We start from the raw sequence: 17,857 nt of genomic DNA, 5'->3' as shown, positions 1-17,857 counted from the left end.
TTACCAGCGTCCGGAGATCCTGATGACCCCAAAGACCTTCAACGCCCTCGCCGCGCAGGGCTACAACCGCATTCCTGTTTCTTGCGAGGTGCTCGCCGACCTCGAAACCCCGCTCAGCGTCTATCTCAAGCTGGCCAAGGGGCCCTATTCCTATCTCCTCGAATCGGTCCAGGGCGGCGAGAAATGGGGCCGCTACTCCATCATCGGCCTCCCGGCGCGCACCCTCATCAAGGTCCAGGGTCATCAGATCCAGGTCGAGCGCGACGGTACCCTGATCGAATCGACCGAGAGTGCCGATCCACTGACCTGGATCGAGCAGTACCAGCGCCGGTTCCAGGTCGCCGAGATCGAGGGCCTGCCACGCTTCACCGGTGGTCTGGTCGGCTATTTCGGCTATGACACCATCCGTTATATCGAACCGCGGCTTGGGGTCTGTCCCAATCCCGACCAGCTCGGCACACCGGACATCCTGCTCATGGTCTCAGACGAGGTGGTGGTGTTCGACAACCTGAGCGGGCGGCTCTACATCATCCTGCATCTGGATCCGACCGCGGGGGACACCCTAGAAGCCGGCGAGGCGCGCATCGATGCGCTCAACGCCCGGATGCGCCAGCCGATCCCCAATGGTCAGATCAGCCTGCCGCGCGCGGTCGATGAGTCGCATTTCGTCTCGGGCTTCACCGAGACCGCCTTCAAACAGGCCGTCGAGCGCATCAAGGACTATATCCTCGCTGGCGACTGCATGCAGGTGGTGCTGTCGCAGCGGCTCTCGATCCCCTTTGCGGCGCCCCCGCTCGATCTCTATCGGGCGCTGCGCGGGCTCAATCCTTCGCCCTACATGTATTTTTTCGATCTCTCCGACTTCCAGATCGTCGGCTCCTCGCCCGAGATCCTGACCCGGCTGGAAGACGGGATCGTCACGGTGCGTCCGATCGCCGGCACCCGACGCCGCGGTCATACCGAGGCCGAGGATCGGGCGCTCGAGGCCGAGCTCCTGGCCGACCCCAAGGAACTGGCTGAACACCTGATGCTGATCGACCTCGGTCGCAACGACGTCGGACGGGTTGCAGAGGTCGGCAGCGTGCGTCTGACCGAAAAGATGATCGTCGAGCGCTACTCGCACGTGATGCACATCGTCTCCAATGTGACCGGGCGGCTCAAGGAGGGGCTGAGCGCCATCGACGTGCTGCGCGCCACCTTCCCAGCCGGCACCGTCTCCGGGGCACCCAAGATCCGCGCCATGGAGATCATCGACGAGCTGGAGCCGGTCAAACGTGGAATCTACTCGGGCGCGGTCGGTTATCTCTCCTGGAACGGCAACATGGACACAGCGATTGCCATCCGCACCGCCGTCATCCAGAACGGCACCCTGCACATCCAGGCCGGCGCCGGCATCGTCGCCGACTCGGTGCCGGAGATGGAATGGCAGGAGACCATGAACAAAGGCCGCGCGATCTTTCGCGCCGTCACCGCCGCCGAGATCGGGATCGAGCGCTATGGCTGCGGTCTAAGGCGCGTCTGAAGCGACGCGCGTCGATCGCAACTTATTGGTCAAGCACGAAAAAACCGCCCGCGGCACGGCCGAGAGCGGTTTTATTTTAGGGCTTGATCTCAAAAAGCCGACCCAGCCCTGCCCCGACAGGCGTGGCTTACGGCGTATAGGGATTCGGGCGCTTCAGAAAGTCCTCATAGGCGTCGGTGTCCAGGGTGCTGGGCGGCAGTTGGGTGCCGTGCCAGGTGAAGTTGTAGGGGCTGGTGTACTCGTTCTTGGGGACCTCGACGGTACCGCCGTATTGGCTGCAACTACACCGCGCCAAAGTCTGGTAGGTGGCGCAGGGCGTTGTGATCGCCCCAGTCTCGTCTTTAATTGGACAATCCGCAGGAAATCTCGGCCGTCCACCCTGACCGTCTGCGATCTGACACCCTGGATCGATACCGGCACTGCAAGTAATGGTCTTGTTCTTGCAGACCAATCCCAGCGCAGGATCGCTGCAGTCATTGGTTGGCACGTCGCAAGAGCCCCCGCCTCCACCCTCGCATTCACAGGCGCCCACAAATCCGGTCTCCGAGGTCGTCGAGACGAATTGATGAACCAAACAGGGCGCCGTAAAGAGTCGTTTGTGGTTGACCCGCATGAAGTAGTAGCCGGGATCCCTTAGACCGACCCGGAAGGTCGCGCGCGGATCATTGGTCGTATCTGTGTTAATCGACAGCAGAGGCCTCAGGTTCTCACGCCGCTCGCCGGCCTCGAAACGACTGGCCATCGCCTGATCATAGACCTCGACAAACCAATTACCAGGTCCACAGGACTCCTTTGCACAGAAATTGAGGGTGGCGATCTCATTGCCATTGCTCTTATAGACGAACCAATCGTCCTCGCCCTGCCCCCAGACATAGTCACTATTGTCACCGCCACCCGGGAGGGGCACATTGAAGGTCAGATTGATCAAGCCATACATCGTGACCCCGGTCGCCAAGGGATTGGCGCGACTCGGCACATCGTTCGGCTCGACCTCAGAGTCATAGAAACCGACGATGGGCTGCTTTCCGGGAAGCGGTGAATCCTGGACTACGACCGCGACCGAATAGGGATAGATCGTCGCATTCGTGGCCGGTATGCTGGTCAAGGTTCCATCCGCCGGTTTGACGACGATATAGTAGCTACCGGCCAGCCCGGCCGTGACGCTATAGGTCATGGAGTAATAGGTTTCGCGATCCTTATCATAAGAATCGATCGCGCCCATGACGTTGGTATTGTAGTTGGCAAAGATATTGCCGGCTGCATCGCGGACCGAGATGTTCCAGATGGCCGGTTTACCCTCCAGCAGATTGACATCGTTGATCCAAGACGGGACCGAGAAGGTGACCAGGATGTTCTGATTGGCTGCGGTGGTCTGGGTATAGAACCAATCCTGGTCGGACAGACCGTAGAGCTGTCCCCAGAAATTCGCCCCCTGGACCAGCGGATCGGCCGAGATGAAATTGTCGTTCGGCTCGGTCTCGCCATAGGTGGCGGGCGGGATGACCGAGGCGAGCGTGACCCCAAACTGCAACGGATTGGCGACGCATGAGCGAATCCCATAGTCGTGACCGGCCTGATGGCCCAGATTCCAGCCATTGGCCTGACCTGCGGCATACCCTTGGGCATAGCTCGCTTCACGATCCGCCTTACATGTCTCCTCAGGGGGATAACCACCGAGCGAGGCCGCATTCAGCGCGATGGGCAGCAGGAGCGCAAGCCCGGCTACAGGATACATCAGGGGTTTCATGGCTTTCGTTCCTTCGTCGTCGAGTTGATTAAAGTGTTTTGGATGGGTGAATCTGGATCAGGGGTGCAACATTGTCGCTCGCAATCAACACCCATCCTGGATTTGCATCACCGCGAGCGATCGGCTCGCTTGGCGCGCTGTCTCTGCCCCTGGGCGCGGCTCGACTCCCCAAGACCTCGTGAATCGCCCCTTTAGCTCCCATACCCAGGCCATGCCCTGTGGCGTACCATAAAAGTAACACTTTCGTCTTGAACGCAACTTTGGGCACCAGATACGTCTGCACTGAAGTTTATCCCAACATACCGCGCGATCAAGTCGTTTGCCGCTCAAAGCTGAGACTCTATGGGGTGACTTGTGTCCACCAGCCTTCTTGAACCAACACCGTGCGATCCGCCCAGCGGGCCAGTCTCGCCCCCGTCACCATCAGACCTCCTGATCCTGATCCCGGCCCACAATGAAGCGGCGACTGTGGGTGCCATCGTGCGCGAGGTGCGCCGGCACTGGGGCTATCCAGTGGTCGTGATCGACGACTGTAGCACTGACGATACAGCCGAGGTCGCCTATGCCGCTGGTGCGACCCTGCTGTCGCTGCCGCTGCAACTGGGTGCCTGGGGTGCGCTCCAGACCGGATTGCGCTATGCCGAGCGCAACGGCTATCGGCTGGCCGTCACCCTGGATGCCGACGGTCAGCATGAACCGACCCAGATCGGCACCCTGCTTGCCCCGCTGCTCGCCGGCCAAGCGAATGTGGTGATCGGGGCCTTTCCGAGCCGCGCCAGCTCAGCACGACGCCTCGCCTGGCGCTATTTCCGCTGGTTGACCGGGCTCGGCCTGGAGGATATTACCTCCGGCTTTCGCGCCTATGATGAACGGGCCATCCGACTGTTGGCCTCGCGTGAGGCAACTCTGCTCGACTATCAGGACGTCGGCGTGCTGCTGACACTCCATCGGCACGGCTTGCGCGTGATCGAAAAGCCCGTAACGATGCAGCCGCGTCTGCAGGGTGTCTCCAGGGTGTTTAAATCCTGGTGGACAGTGGGAAACTATATGCTTCAGACCTCTCTGCTCTGTCTGGCACGCATCGGCCATGGCCGCGCGCGCGACCGGCGGACGCACTCAGAGGCATCAGGATGGAATTGACGGCACCATGACGTATCAAATGACCTCGATGGTGATCGGGCTGGTGCTCGCTGCCACGATCCTGTGGCTGGTGCGCCGCGATCATCTGCATGGGCCCTACGCGGTCTGGTGGATCGGCGCAGCAGCGACCGTCATGGTGCTGGGCTTCTTTCCGAGCATCTTCGATCGTCTTGGCGCCTATCTCGGGGTCAGCTATCCACCGATGCTGGCCATGGTGCTGGGTTTTGCCCTGCTGCTGATCAAGATCCTGACCATGGACCTCGAGCGCTCGCGTCAGGAGCGCCAGATCCGGCGGCTGGCCCAGCGGCTGGCGATGTTGGAGGCGCGCAAACCGCTGGATTCGGACGGTCCAGACGACCGGACCCAGTCCCCCGCCCCCTGACCCATGCGCGTCCTGCACCTCGGCAAGTATTTTCCACCCTTCGCGGGCGGCATGGAGCATTTCCTCGCCGACCTGCTGCCGGCACTGGCCGCGCACGGGGTCGAGTCCAGTGCACTCGTGCATCATGAACGACCCGGCTGGCGCGGAGCACTGCCAACGACGCCTGAGGATCCGCCGGTGTATCGCGCCCCGACCTATGGGCGACTGCTCTATGCCCCGCTCAGTCCCACCTTCCCGTGGTGGCTCGCTCGACTCATCGGCGAGTGGCGGCCCGATCTTTTGCATCTGCACCTGCCCAACACCTCGGCCTTCTGGGCGCTTGCCTTACCCCGGGCACGCCGTTTGCCCTGGGTGGTGCACTGGCATTCGGACGTGGTCGCCTCGACGCTCGACCGGCGGCTGAAACTGGCCTATGGACTCTATCGACCCTGGGAGCAGGCGCTGCTCGCCCGCGCCGCGCGGATCATCGTCACCTCGCCGGACTATCTGGACGCCAGTCAGGCGCTGGCGCCCTGGCGCGCGCGCTGTGTCGTCATTCCGCTCGGTCTAGATCCCGCCCGTCTTCCGGATCCCGACCCCGAGAGCCGCGCCCGGGCCGAGCAACTTTGGGGGGCCAACCAGGGGTTGCGGATCCTCGCCATTGGCCGCCTGACCTATTACAAGGGATACGAGATCCTGATCCAGGCCGCGGCGCAACGGCCTGAGACGCACGTGCTCATTGTCGGCGCCGGCGAGCTGGCCGGGTCGCTGCATGCCCTGATCCGCTCGCTCGGTCTCGAGGGGCGCGTCCAGCTCTTGGGTCAGCAACCGGACCCGCTGGTCCATGCGCTCATCGATGGGTGCGATCTGCTCTGTCTGCCCTCGATCGAGCGCACCGAGGCATTCGGACTGGTGCAGCTGGAGGCGATGCGCTTCGGCAAGCCGGTGGTGGTCAGCGACATCCCCGGCTCGGGGACCGGCTGGGTGGTGCGTCAGGCGGGCCATGGCTTGATGGTCCCACCGGGTGACCCGAAGGCACTGGCCGCCGCAATCGAGCAGCTCGGTCAGGATCCCGCCCAGGCCCGGCGGCTCGGCCAGGCGGGCGCCCAGGCGCTTGAGACGCACTTCGGCATCGCGCGCGTCGCCGAGCAGATCGCGCGGGGCTATGTCGAAGTGCTCGACGCACGCCCCCAGAGCGTCAGCAAGAAAAAGACATAGAAGGGCACAAAGTGCAGCAGCAACCGGCCTAGGCTGGTGCCCTGCTCGGCCCAGCGATGGGCGTCGGTGAGAAAGAACAGCCCCCACAGCAGCAGCAGGCTGCCGAGCACGAGCGCCAGCCCCGAAACCAACCAGGGTGCTCGTTCGCCGCGCACGACCCGCCCGATGGCCACGATCAGTCCGATCAACAGCAGATAACCGAGTAGGTGCCAGTTCTCAAGCCCCCAAAACGTCCGGGCGAAGGCCGCCCAGGTATCGTGATAGCCCAACTCGAGGCGCCCGATGAGGGGCAACTGGATCGCCTCGGCGCTGATCTCGATCAGACCGATGATCGGTAGCTCAAGCCTTAGACCGATCAGCCAGGCGAGTCCCAGCCCTAGGACGGCTGCCGCGATCAGGCTCAGACTGATCCAAGGTCGGCGCACCTGAACGAGCATCCAGGCCGGGACCAGGAGCACCAGCCAGGCTGCACCCTCCAGCTTGAGGAGCGGCCAGGTCGCGGCCAAGGCCAGACAGAGCGCCGCCTGACGCCTGTCACCGGTGCGCGTCCACTGCATAAAGGCCATCAGACTCAACCCCAGCGCCCCGGCCAGCCAGAGATCGGCATACCCGGCCAGGGCCACATGGGTGTCGAGCAGGGGCAGCGAGATCAGCCCCCAGAGCGCAGCCAGACTCGCCGGTGCCGAATCAGTCCAGAGACGCGCCTGGCCATAGAACCCCAGCGCCAGCGCCATCGCGGCACCGAGCCAGGGCAGATTGGCGGCGGTCTCGTTCCATCCGCCGGCGGCCAGCGTCGGCCACAGCGCCAGGTATGAGACCAGCGCCGGATAGTTCCAGGCCTCGATGGTATAGACTGCGCCCGTGCCCTCGCCCGCCCAGACCTCGGGTGCGACAAAGGGCACCAGCCGACCCAGCTCGGACCAGACGCGCGCCCGTACCGCCCAGGTGGTCCAGGCATCCCAGGGATACAGCGGCTGCCACCAGACCTCCAGCGCCAGCACCGCGAAACGCAGTCCGATCCAGCCGAGCAGGAGCGCGAAGAGCAGTCGCGCTCCGAGTTCACGCGCGTCTCGCGCCCAGACTGACCGGAACGACTGGAAGACCTCCCGACCGGACGGATGCAGGCCGCGCAGCGTCCAACCGAGTACTAGCGCAAAGCCCAGCATCAGCACCCAGAACGCGACCCGCAGGCCGAGGATCGACAGCGGATAGAGCAGCATCGCGCCGACGAACAAGGCCAACCAATAGCCATAGCCCAACACCAGTGGCCAGCTACCCGGACTCTTGTCCGGCCATAGCCGCCGCAGCAGCAAGGCGCCCGCAAGCCATGGCAATAGCAGCGACAGTGCGACGGCGAACCAGGCCAGGGTTTGAACAGTTTCCATGTCTTTCAGTCCTCGAGCGCGACTGGCCTGACCCGAAACAGCGTACCCAGACCCGGCTGGGACAGCTCACTCGACACGGCCAGACGCCAGTCGCCAAACACCAGTTCGGAGCGGAGGCGATCATAGGCCGTGCGATCGAGCGGGCTTAACAAGACCACGGCGTCACCGGGCTTGACCCCAGTCGCGGCGTCCAGGGTGGCGCTCAGACGCACGTTGTGCGGGAGCAGATGGTAGCGCGCGCGATTGGGACCATAGCCCGTCGGATCGGGCGCGACGAGAAAGACCCGCGCTGGCTTGACCCCAAGTCGGGTGCGGATGTCTGCGATGAAGGGATAAAAACCCTGGTCTGACCCGACTCGCTGACGGTCCTCACCCGCGAGTCCGGCATAAAGCGACCGGGTCTGATCGAGACGCCCCAGCAACAACCACTGCCAGCGCGCATCCAACACCAACCAGCCGACGAGCAGGATGAGTCCATAGGGCCTCCAGGACCGAAATCCAGCCCAGGGTGGTGCAAGCACCACATGGATCAGCGCCGCCAGCGCGCACCAGACGACCACCGGGATCAGCGGACGGATCCGGCCCGCGCCCGCTGCCGAATCCGTGAAGTTGATCGAGCGCCCCGTCCAGCCAAGGTCGCGTATCCAGTCGTTCCAGGCAAGGGCGGGGATTGCAGACAGGGCTGGGCGATGCGGCTGGAGTGCCAGCGACTCAAACACCAGGGGCTCGGCCTTGGGGGCGGATCCGATGACGGCCAGACCGATGCCGACGATCAGCCCCGCCCAGTTCGGATCATCGCTCAGGTCAACGAAACCCGCGCGGCGTTCGTCGGCTGAGACCAGGTGATCGAAGGGTTTGCGGGTGGTCTGGGCCGTGGCCCAGATGACGCGCAGCTCGTGCCTCGCATCCAACCCGGCGATCCGCCAGCCCAGCCCGTGATAGTCGCGCGCCTCGAAGGGACGGATCGCACCCTGGACCAGGATCAGACCATTGGACGCCGCGCGCTCGACGCGCAGCCCACGTTCGCTCTGGACACCCTCGCCCGCCGTGATCTGCAACCCTGAGGACTCGATCCGCACGGTCGGCCGCGCTGGATCCTCAGCCCACAGATAGACCCCGGCGAGCAGCAGACACAGACCCAGGGTGGCGCCGAGCAGCGCAGCGACCAGGGCGAGCGGACGATACCCGCAGGTTTGCAGAGTCGAGTGATTCAAGGCTCAATCGCGCTCCATGAGATCGATAAAGACGCGCTCATACCCGCGCACCATGCGCTCGATCGAGAGTTGTTCGGCACGCTCGCGTCCCCGTTCGGCCAGACGGTGTCGACGCTCAGGATCGGCAAGCAGAGAGCCGATGGCATGCGCGAGCGCCTCGGCGTCCTCCATTGGGGTCAGCAGACCATATTCGTTCTGTCCCAGCACCTCGCGCGGGCCATAGGGGCAATCGGTCGCGACCACCGGGGTGCCGCAGGCCAGCGCCTCTAGCATGGTATAGCCAAAGCCCTCGAACTGACAGGTGTGCACATAGAGATCGGCCTGGCGGATATAGGGATAGACGTTCTTGCGATGGCCGACGAAACAGACACGATCGGCCAGCCCCCAGTCGGCGAGCTGGCGCTCAAGCATCGCGCGATCCGGTCCGTCCCCGACCAGGACCAGGGCGGCGGGCCGGATCGCTTGCAGACGCCGGAAGGCAGCAAGCAGCAGGCCGAGATCCTTCTCAGGCGACAGACGTGCAGCGGTGCATAGACGAGGCAGATCGGGCGGCAATGTCTCCAGTCCAGGCGCGGCTTCGGCGGCGAGACGGGCGACCTCGGCGCTGGCGATCCCATTCGGGACGACCACCGTGCGCCGGGTCGGGCCGAGAAAGCGCCGGCTCAGTTCGCGCGCGGTACCCTCGGAGGGGACGATGATGCGATCGGCCCACCATGCCGTGGCGACGATGGCCAGCCGCAGGAACAGGTGACGTTTGCGTCCGTGCTCGTAGCGGCGCATGTGCTCGTACACCGGCCCGCGAAAGCTGGCGACCGTCTTGATGGACAGACGTTGAAGCCGCGTCCCGAACACGGCGAGCGCTGAGGGGTAGTGCATCATCCCGAGCACCAGATCTGGCTTGGCACGCGCGATCAGGGCGCCGATGATGCGCGCGTCGTCGCGCAGTTCATCCAGGGTAGTGAACCAACCACGCGACAGATGCGCGGCGGTGTCGAGGAAACCGTCGTAGTCGGGCGGGACCAGCTCGCGCAGGGCAGCGGGGGCGGCGAGCGTGATCCGGCGCACGACGCGGCGATCGAGATGGGTGATCAGATTGCTCGTCGTGCGCTCGGCGCCCCCGAACACCGTGGCCAGATGCAGGATCAGCAGGTGCATTGAGAGAACCGTCAGCCGGTCGAAAGGCTGGGCTGGGCACACCAGGAGCACCCAACCCAAGGGTGCTTTAGGATCAATAGCGCGTAAAGACGATGTCCTGCGACTCGATCCGGAATTCGCTCACCCACTCGCCATCGATCCATAGCCAGCGGTTCTTGACTGGAACCACGCGCTCGGGCTGCTTGATGACCTCGCCGGTCTTGGGGGCCTTGAACTCGGGTACATGGGCGCGGATGGTGGTGACGACCTCGGCGATCGGACCCTCGATGGTGATCGCGTCGATCTTGACCTCGCTGTACTTGATCTTGCCCATCTTGGACAGATAGATGTCGAGCGGGTTGGCGGCCCTGAAGAAGGGGTCGAGATAGCTGTAAGTCGTCTTGTAATCCTCGGCCTGCATCGCCTTCCAATAGCCCTCGACCCGCTTGCGCAGGTCCGCCTCGCTGGTCTTGGCCAGGCGCTCGCGTTCGGTGCGCGCGGACTCGGCGAGCGACTTCAGGCTAGATTCGTCGACTGCCAGCTCGACGAGCTGCTTGCCCTCGAGCCTGTCGTCGGTGTAGCGCTCGGCGATCACACGAAAACCATCGCCGGCGGCATAGACCGCGTTCGGCTCATAGCGCAGGCCCAGGTTGACGCCCGGCTCGCGCGGCAGCGGCACGTCGGCGATCGTCCAGGTCGCGCCATAGTCGATGGAGAGGCTGGCGTAGAGGCCGGAGCGGATGTTGCGCCAGTCCTCCCAGACCAGCAGCACCTGTCCGGGCTTCCGGCCAAAGGCGACCGAGGGGTTGCGCGCATGGAACAGGGACAGGAGTTCCTGGTCGCCGGTGCGCGGCCTGACGACCTTGGACCAGGTCTCGCCGCGGTCGCTCGAATGGATGACATAGACATCCTGCTTGTCCTGATCGTGCTCGCTACGATTGCGCCCGCTGACGGCGAGCAGGATATGGCCCTCGTCATCCGCCGCGATGTTTAAGCTGGCGATGTCGTACCCGCGCAGATCCTCGAAATCGAAGCGCCTCCAGGTCTTGCCGTTGTCGTCGGAGTGCGCCCCTTCAAGGTGGAAGTCACGCTTGTCGAGGCCGCGCTGAGACAGCCAGATCACGAACCAGCGCGAACCGGAGCGGAAGGACTCGAAGATCGGCGTGACTTCGGACACATCGTCCGCAACCGTCACCGTGTCGGCGAACTCACCACCTGCCGGACGGAAGCGCGAGACGATGCGCCGTCCCTCGACATCGCCCTGCCAACTAAAGACGATCAGATTGCCTTGCGGATCTGAGGCCATGACCGGATAGATGCCGGCCATCACCAGTTCGATCGGCGAAAGCTCCTGCTTGGAGCGGTCGAGATTCCGATAATAGAGATTGTGGATGCTGCCGGTCGGCTGGTTGGCCTTCTCGCCGTACCAGAGCAGATGGGTCAGGCCCTTGGCATCGGATTGGACCACGAAGCGCGCTAAAGCCTCTGTGTCGCCACCGATCTCCAGCGGCTTGATCGATGTTGCATCCGGGGACAGGTGCTCGGTGTCGAGCAGATAGAGACCCTTTTTAGGATGCTTGTCGCGCCAGAGTACGAGCGGCCCCTTGTCAGTCGCAGATAGCGCCAGCCCAGAGGGTGCCTGAGCGCGGTCGTCTGGAACCAGAAGACGTTCCTGGCCTTCGGGCTCGCGCAATCTGAGCAGACGATCACGATCATAGTAGGCGAGCCAGCGTTGCCCCGAGGCGTCTAGGGCGTATTCCCAGCCACTCGTGGCCGCCATGGTCGAATGGCTCAGCGTCTCATAGGACGCCGAGGATTCGACTCGATCAGCAGCGAACGACGCGCCGCCTGTAACGAATACACCCAGGACACAGCTTAGGCCAAGGGCCTTGAATCTTTGAACGATCACTTTGAATCCCCGATAGCCAATTGTTTGAATCCAGGCCCATTGTAAGGCAATCGAAGAAGCAAGAGGCTTACGATACCTCCATAAAAAAGCCGCCCGAGGGCGGCTTTTTTGTCTTTGGTTAGGACTGGTGTTGGCCAGTCCTACCAGGAACTGACGGTTTGATCGCTCAAGGAGCGAGCTAGACGTCAGAAGGGGTTGTTTTCGTCAGGGGTGAACAGGATGGCGTTGTTATAGGTTCCACCCACAGCCTCGCCGTTGAAGGTGCCACTGGTGTTGTACTCGAGCTTGATGACCACAGCGCCCGGAGTCGCGTTTTCTCTGACATTGTTAAGGGCCTTAGGAAGGTTGGCCGAATCACTGCTACCAGTAGGATTAAACGTGGCTGTAGTAGGATTGTAGTTGTGGTCAAGTACCACGCCACCGAGTTCGAAGCTAGCCCGTACCCACTTCTGGGCGGCAGCATCGAAAACCAAACGATAGTTCCACAGCTGGCCCCAGCCACCGTTCACGAGACGAGCAGCGGTACCATCGCTCAGCAGGCTAGAGGCGTTGATGCGTCCGACGCACACGACATCCTGAGGAACGGTACCGGAGATCAGGTTCTCGTCACGATCGTACAGGTCACCCCGGGCCGTGGTCACGAACTCGATGCGAGCACGATAGTCGTTCGCGAAATCAGGAGTCTGATCGATGGATACCGGGGTCACAAAGAAAGCGGTCGTGATCTCGTTGAATGGCATCAGAGCAACCGGCGAGGGGCTCTGCGAAGCTGCGAAGCGGAAGTCGGCATCATCGGAGCTGTAAGCCTGGTAGCCCCAAGCTGCGCCACTCCCGAACTCGAACACGAAGGCTTCGCCAGCGAGGGTCTCGCCGTCATCACCATCCAGGTCGACAATGGTGCCATCGCTGTTGTCGACGGTCAGATAGCCGCGAGCCGGCTGGACATTGCGGCCCAGGGCATAGTCACGACCAGACTGCTGCCACCGATTATTGACGCTCGGGTCGTTGAAGAGAACACCCGCCGTGTTGGAACCGAAGACGCCACCCAGATCAATGGTCTGGATGTCATTACGGCTGGTCGGCAGGTACTCGTTGTACTCTTCGCAGTTGTTGAGCAGACCTTCGCCAGCAGCGATGTTCTTGTAGTAGAAGCGGTAGTGCAGGTGAGTGGCCGCATAAGCACCGGACTGATTCCAATTATCATCAGTGGTATTGATGACACTGACGATGGTGGTGACGGTCGGGCTCAGGGCTGCATAGGGGAAGAAGACGGTATCGGCCTGCGCCACGCCAACCGCCGAAACGCCGATGGCTGCCGCGACCGCGGATGCGAGGGTATTTTTTGCGAACATCGTTGGAGTTCTCCTGTGATTCACACGTTACAAACTGACCAAAGGGTTGAGTATTCCGGATCTCTTGGACTACTCGTGCTGGAGTTAGCGGAGGCGCCGCCCATCCGAAACGCATGCCACGCTGGCTCGCGGCTCGTCCAGGAGTCTACACCACAAATTGTTGTTGTCAACCTACATCCGTAAATTTAGCGACGCCCAGCTGGATCCGCGCCAGCGGAACGCACCAAAAAAAGGCTTAAAAACGAGTCTGTTAGACTGATTTTCAAGCATGTCCGCCTCCCTTGTTGCAAATTGACAACGACTGACGAAAATGTCGCTCAAGCCGATTTGCGTGGCTTTTACGCCACAGTGACCCGGATCGCACGAGACAGCGAGGTCGTCGTCTCCGACGGCGGCGAGGACTCGGAGCGCTTCAGAAGATATCTACATCGCCCATCGTATAATACAAAAGATTGCGCGCAACCTCAGCCGAGATCGCCGACTCCCAACGCATGTTGGCCACCACGACCTGGGTCTCGGTACCTGAGACGCCCAGGGCCATCCGATAGTCACCCGGAAGCCAGGCGCGAATACCGACCCGCCCCAGATCCGACTCCAGACGCGCCACTAGCGCGCGCAAGCCAGGCCCCGCGGCAGCCGATGGTAGCCAAAGGTCGACCAGACTCGGCTCGGAACCGTCCTGCGAACAGACGCCCCAACCCGCCAACCGCCCCAACCGGCTCAGACCATAGAGACGATAGCGACGACTGGGATTGTCGGCATAGCGCCAACGCAGATAGGCGCGATCGCGGATGAGCCCCAGACGACACTGACTGCTCAGACGCTCCCAGAGCGCATCGAGGCGCGCATCCTGCCAGTCCAGCGGCGCAGCGCGCCAGAGGTTGTTCCAGCCGCGCGGCCCGGTGAGACGCGACTCCAGGGCGATCTCCAGACGCTCGTAGACGCCCGAACGCTCGCCGATGAGATAGGGGCGCCGCCCTGGAAAACCGTAACGAAACGCCGTCGGCAACCGCTCGGCGATGCGCGCGAGCAGATCGCGCAGCATGAGCGTGAAGAGGTTGTTGCGACCCAGTCCGCCCCGATGCTCGGGATGCACCATCACGTCGCAGACCTGGACGATCGGAATGGGCGCGCCCTCACGCCAGCCGGGCAAGGTCAGGGCACCGGCGTGGGCGACCAGCCTTCCGGTCTCGTCGAGCGCGACGACCGAGTCGGCGCACTTGTATCCGGCACTCCTGGCAAGCGCGCAACTTGCGCCATACTTCCAGCGCCATTGCTCGGATGTCCGTTGCTCACCGAAAACGGTCGCGAAGAGCTCGCGCAGCCTGGACTCGTCGTCGGACTCGGCAGCGCGCAGTTGATATCGATCCATCGACGGATTATCTAGCGGAAGACCCGCGTCCAGCAAGTGCTTTATTCCTGCGCACCTGAGCCTGCGTGGGCATCGAGCCGAGCTGACCGGCCTCCCTGGAGGTGACGCGCCCACAGGCACCGATAGAGCTCTTCAAGCCGGCGGGCGAAGCGCTCGCCGTCGAAGAAGGGCGCGTGCGTCTTGGCCTCGCTCAGGCGTGTCCGCAGCTCCTGGAGACGCGCCGGGTGGGTGGCCAGATCGAGCGCCAGCGCCTGATAGCGGTCGAGATCCGTGGCGATCAGCTCGCTCAGGCCGCAAGCGGTAAGCAGACTGGAGGCCACGCGCGCGGCGAAGGTCTCACCCTGACAGGTCACGAGTGGAACGCCCATCCAGAGTGCATCTGAGGCCGTGGTGTGGGCATTGACCGGAAGCGTGTCGAGCATGAGATCGGCCAGCGGCAGACGCGCCAGATGCTCGGACTGAGGACGCTTGGGCGCAAAGATCAGCCGCTCGGCGGTGAGTCCGTGCCGCTCGGCCTCATGCGTGAGATTGCGCCGGATGGCCTCGGTGCGCGCATAGAGCCAGAGCACCGAGCCGGGGACGGACTGGAGCAGCCGGCACCAGCGTTCGAAGACGGCAGGCGTGATCTTGTAGGGATCGTTGAAACAGGCGAAGACGAAGGCGTCCTCAGGCAGTCCAACCTCGGCGCGCCTAGGTCGTGCGCCGACCTGACGCCGGTCGTCGACCGGCGCATAGACGTCGGGCAGATAGACGATGGTCTCGTCATAGGCGGCGACAGACTCGGGTGGAACCACGATCGGGTCAGCGATCAGATAGTCGATGAAACCGCTCCCCAGCCCACCCGGAAAGCCGAGCCAGGTCACCTGGATGGGACTCGGACGCTGGGCCAGGATCTCGAGGCGCGCGTTGCGCGTGTAGCCCTTGAGGTCGACGAGGATGTCGATGCCGTCCTCGCGGATGCGTCGTGCCGCGGCGTCATGGGGCAGATCGCGGATGTCGACGAAGTGCTCGATGGCCGCGCGCAGACGCCGGCGCATGGGGCCGCCATCGTCCTGGCCGGTCGAGTAGGCGAAGACCTCGAACTGCGTGCGATCATGACGCTCAAAGAGCGCGGCGGTGAGATAGGCGGTGGCGTGCTCCTGGAAGTCGTCGGAGAGATAGCCGATGCGCAGACGCGCGCCGGGCGGCTTGGGCAGAGTTGGCGGCAACGCCTGGGCGCGCGCCGACCAGGGCGCATATTCGGCGGCCTGCTGGCGCGCGATGCGCAGCTGATCGATGGCCGTGAGCCCGGGGATCGCCAGCGCGGCGAATGGCCGGATCACGGCCTGATCGGATGTCCGGATCCGTTCGATTAGGTCCGCGCAACGCTCATCGAACCGGCGCCAGTCGCAGACATGGAGCTGGTTGCGGATCAGTTCGGCAAGCAGTCGGGGCGGCTGGGGTTCTTGGGACTCGTAGGCACGCGCGAGGATCTCGACGGCATCCTCGAAGCGTCCCAGATCCGATAGCCAACTGGCGATCGTCAGGGCGCCCTCAGGGTCGTTTGCTTTGGATTTGAGGGTCTGGGCGGCAAACGCCAGGGGTCCAGTCCGATCCTCGGCCGGCTCGGTCCCGGGCCGGTCGCGTTCGAGCCGCTTGTAGGCGGCTTGCAGCAGCGAATAACCGGCGATCAAGAGTTTGGGATCGCATCGCAACGACTGGAGTGCGTATTGAAAAGCGGCTTCCAATTGGTCGAAACGCAGCGCAATATCGGCGGCATTGTTCCAAGTCTCGGCGCGCAGCGGGTTTAGACACAGTGACTGCTCGATGGCCCGCTGCGCGCCCTCGGCATCCCCAAGCCGCGAATAGGCCACGCCCAGATGATCCCAGATCTCAGCGCGGCCAGGGATGAGCTCGGTGGCGCGCATGAGCGAGCGGTACGCCGTCTCGAAGTCACCCTGGGCCATGGCGGTGAGACCACGCAGATGGTGGGCCTCAGCCCAGGAGGGCTGATCGGCAAGCGCGTGCTCCAACTCGGCAAGCAGGGTCTCGACCTGACCGGACTGATAGAGCTGGATCAGGCGGGCAAAGTGCTCCTGGAGCCGGGCCTGTACGGCCGAGCCGGTTGGAAGATTCAGGGGCGTATCCGGCGGTTCGGCACCGACCTGGGCCGGTGTCGGGTGTGCCTCGGCCTCATACGCCTCGGGTGTGGATGCCTCAATCCAGGCGTGCCAACGTGCCAGGGTCGCGGGCGCAAGGCCCAGAGATTCGGCCTCCGCCAGCCGTTGCGCGGCTTCGGGATGACGCCCGGCGCGCACCAGACTATAGATCCAGGCGCCGCGTAACACGGCCGAATTCGGCCATTGTCGAACAGTGCGCGCAAACAGTGGGATCGAACTCAGCCCGCAACCGGCGTCGATCAGGGCTACGCCCAGGTTGTAGGCGGCGAGGATGCGCTGGGGCCGGGCGCGCAGGGCGCGCACATAATCGGCGATGGCGCGTTCCGGCTCGCCTCGCAGATGGGCATCGAGCCCGGTGGCGAGCGGATCGTCCGGTTTCGTGGCGGCTGGGGTGGGCTGGGACGACCAGGAGACCGAGTAATTGATCAAGACGATACCTGACGATGAGCTTGACTGAACACGAATTCATCCCCTATCACGCCGAGCACTGTCTGGCGCACGGTCGGGTGCTGGTGCTGGCACCGCACCCCGACGACGAGGTCTTCGGCAGCGGGGGTGCCATTATGCGCCATCTCGCGGCGGGAGACCCAGTCCGGGTCATCGTGGTCACGGATGGTGCGCTGGGCGTGGGGCCGGATCAACCCGATCCGATCGGGACCCGTCAGGACGAGACCAGGCGCGCGGCGGCAGTCCTAGGCTACACCGATCCGATCTTCTGGGCTTGGCCGGATCGCGGCCTGATCTATGGCGAGCCCTTGATCGGACAGATCCTGGAGGCGATCACCGCCTGGTCGGCGGATCTGGTGTATGCCCCGTCCTGGTGGGAGATCCACCCCGATCATCTGACGCTGGCACTGGCGAGCGCCGAGGCGGTGCGACGCTGTGAGCGTCCGATCCGGCTGGCGTTCTATGAGGTCGGCTCGCCACTGTGGCCGAATCGACTGCTCGACATCACGGACCTGACTGAGCGCAAGCAGGCAGCCATGGCCTGTTTCACGACCCAGATGGCCCAGCAGGACTATGCCCACCATGTCGCCGGGCTGAACAGCTTTCGCGCCTATACCCTTCCACCCGAGATCCACTCAGCCGAGGCCTACCGGCTCCTGAGTCGCGATGAACTGCGCGCCCCACCCTGGGATCGGATGCGCCCCTCGCCCGCGTGTTCGCTGAAGGATCTGGCCGAGTCACTGCGCCGGCCATGCGGCGACTTCGAGGCCCGACTCGCCGCCATCGAGCACTCGACCTCCTGGCGGATCACGGCCCCGCTGCGACGGCTGGTCTGGCGTCTGCGCCGAACCTGAAACCACGCGCCCACCGTTCACGACGGCAGCCAGCTGTTACTCG

The 17,857-nt window shown here is 63.6% G+C and carries 13 protein-coding genes; 5 read left to right on the top strand and 8 right to left on the bottom strand.

The genetic code is table 11. The features are described 5' to 3' along the window. Positions 1 to 22: 22 nt before the first annotated feature. Positions 23 to 1,522 (top strand): anthranilate synthase component I, encoded by a 1,500-nt coding sequence (trpE, locus tag E6P07_RS13030; protein ID WP_153976001.1) that lies wholly within the window; start codon positions 23 to 25, stop codon positions 1,520 to 1,522. Between the two features lie 127 nt (positions 1,523 to 1,649). Here the strand turns inward: trpE and E6P07_RS13025 are convergent, their stop codons facing one another. After that, positions 1,650 to 3,269: a hypothetical protein gene (locus E6P07_RS13025; protein ID WP_153976000.1), complete on the bottom strand. Its 1,620-nt coding sequence runs from the start codon at positions 3,267 to 3,269 to the stop codon at positions 1,650 to 1,652. Between the two features lie 354 nt (positions 3,270 to 3,623). On the opposite strand from E6P07_RS13025, the gene E6P07_RS13020 reads away from it, so the two are divergent. Genes E6P07_RS13020 through E6P07_RS13010 form a run of 3 tightly spaced genes read left to right on the top strand, consistent with a single transcriptional unit; the run spans position 3,624 to position 5,988 of the window. Then, on the top strand, positions 3,624 to 4,409 hold the full coding sequence (locus tag E6P07_RS13020; RefSeq protein ID WP_343031235.1) for a glycosyltransferase family 2 protein: 786 nt from the start codon (positions 3,624 to 3,626) through the stop codon (positions 4,407 to 4,409). 7 nt (positions 4,410 to 4,416) lie between these two features. Continuing rightward, positions 4,417 to 4,791, top strand: a complete 375-nt coding sequence (locus E6P07_RS13015; RefSeq protein ID WP_153975999.1) for a DUF2304 domain-containing protein — start codon at positions 4,417 to 4,419, stop codon at positions 4,789 to 4,791. A gap of 3 nt (positions 4,792 to 4,794) precedes the next feature. After that, a complete protein-coding gene (locus E6P07_RS13010; RefSeq protein ID WP_153975998.1) occupies positions 4,795 to 5,988 on the top strand; it encodes a glycosyltransferase in 1,194 nt (397 codons plus the stop codon). Here E6P07_RS13010 and E6P07_RS13005 read toward each other — a convergent pair. The 7 genes from E6P07_RS13005 to E6P07_RS12975 all read right to left on the bottom strand — a co-directional run bounded on the left by E6P07_RS13005 (position 5,934) and on the right by E6P07_RS12975 (position 16,942). After that, entirely contained in the window at positions 5,934 to 7,373 is a 1,440-nt protein-coding gene (locus E6P07_RS13005; RefSeq protein WP_153975997.1) for a hypothetical protein, read from the bottom strand. The genes E6P07_RS13010 and E6P07_RS13005 overlap by 55 nt on opposite strands. 5 nt (positions 7,374 to 7,378) lie before the next feature. Beyond that, the gene (locus E6P07_RS13000; RefSeq protein WP_153975996.1) at positions 7,379 to 8,587 is read right to left on the bottom strand and encodes a hypothetical protein; all 1,209 of its coding nucleotides are present in this window, start codon (positions 8,585 to 8,587) and stop codon (positions 7,379 to 7,381) included. Positions 8,588 to 8,590: 3 nt separating this feature from the next. After that, on the bottom strand, positions 8,591 to 9,742 hold the full coding sequence (locus tag E6P07_RS12995; RefSeq protein WP_153975995.1) for a glycosyltransferase: 1,152 nt from the start codon (positions 9,740 to 9,742) through the stop codon (positions 8,591 to 8,593). Between the two features lie 73 nt (positions 9,743 to 9,815). Beyond that, positions 9,816 to 11,501, bottom strand: coding sequence for a WD40/YVTN/BNR-like repeat-containing protein (locus tag E6P07_RS12990; RefSeq protein WP_153975994.1), 1,686 nt, complete (start codon positions 11,499 to 11,501; stop codon positions 9,816 to 9,818). Positions 11,502 to 11,815: 314 nt separating this feature from the next. Further along, positions 11,816 to 12,982: a hypothetical protein gene (locus E6P07_RS12985; RefSeq protein WP_153975993.1), complete on the bottom strand. Its 1,167-nt coding sequence runs from the start codon at positions 12,980 to 12,982 to the stop codon at positions 11,816 to 11,818. A gap of 412 nt (positions 12,983 to 13,394) precedes the next feature. Next, complete coding sequence (locus E6P07_RS12980; RefSeq protein WP_153975992.1) at positions 13,395 to 14,354, bottom strand: GNAT family N-acetyltransferase; 960 nt, start codon at positions 14,352 to 14,354, stop codon at positions 13,395 to 13,397. Positions 14,355 to 14,395: 41 nt separating this feature from the next. Next, positions 14,396 to 16,942 (bottom strand): tetratricopeptide repeat protein, encoded by a 2,547-nt coding sequence (locus tag E6P07_RS12975; RefSeq protein ID WP_153975991.1) that lies wholly within the window; start codon positions 16,940 to 16,942, stop codon positions 14,396 to 14,398. Between the two features lie 14 nt (positions 16,943 to 16,956). Between E6P07_RS12975 and E6P07_RS12970 the strand changes: the two genes are divergently transcribed. Next, on the top strand, positions 16,957 to 17,814 hold the full coding sequence (locus E6P07_RS12970; protein WP_153975990.1) for a PIG-L deacetylase family protein: 858 nt from the start codon (positions 16,957 to 16,959) through the stop codon (positions 17,812 to 17,814). Positions 17,815 to 17,857: the final 43 nt, after the last annotated feature.

Source organism: Thermochromatium tepidum ATCC 43061 (assembly GCF_009664085.1).
Taxonomy (GTDB): domain Bacteria; phylum Pseudomonadota; class Gammaproteobacteria; order Chromatiales; family Chromatiaceae; genus Thermochromatium; species Thermochromatium tepidum.
Note: the sequence above shows the minus strand (reverse complement) of the source record. Positions and strands in the feature narration are given on the sequence as shown.

Coding starts and splice junctions, on each gene's coding strand:
- E6P07_RS13005 (WP_153975997.1), bottom strand. CDS start 7,373: ATGGAAACTGTTCAAACCCTGGCCTGGTTCGCCGTCGCACTGTCGCTG.
- E6P07_RS13010 (WP_153975998.1), top strand. CDS start 4,795: ATGCGCGTCCTGCACCTCGGCAAGTATTTTCCACCCTTCGCGGGCGGC.
- E6P07_RS13025 (WP_153976000.1), bottom strand. CDS start 3,269: ATGAAACCCCTGATGTATCCTGTAGCCGGGCTTGCGCTCCTGCTGCCC.
- E6P07_RS12985 (WP_153975993.1), bottom strand. CDS start 12,982: ATGTTCGCAAAAAATACCCTCGCATCCGCGGTCGCGGCAGCCATCGGC.
- E6P07_RS12990 (WP_153975994.1), bottom strand. CDS start 11,501: ATGGCGGCCACGAGTGGCTGGGAATACGCCCTAGACGCCTCGGGGCAA.
- trpE (WP_153976001.1), top strand. CDS start 23: ATGACCCCAAAGACCTTCAACGCCCTCGCCGCGCAGGGCTACAACCGC.
- E6P07_RS12970 (WP_153975990.1), top strand. CDS start 16,957: ATGAGCTTGACTGAACACGAATTCATCCCCTATCACGCCGAGCACTGT.
- E6P07_RS13015 (WP_153975999.1), top strand. CDS start 4,417: ATGACGTATCAAATGACCTCGATGGTGATCGGGCTGGTGCTCGCTGCC.
- E6P07_RS12980 (WP_153975992.1), bottom strand. CDS start 14,354: ATGGATCGATATCAACTGCGCGCTGCCGAGTCCGACGACGAGTCCAGG.
- E6P07_RS12995 (WP_153975995.1), bottom strand. CDS start 9,742: ATGCACCTGCTGATCCTGCATCTGGCCACGGTGTTCGGGGGCGCCGAG.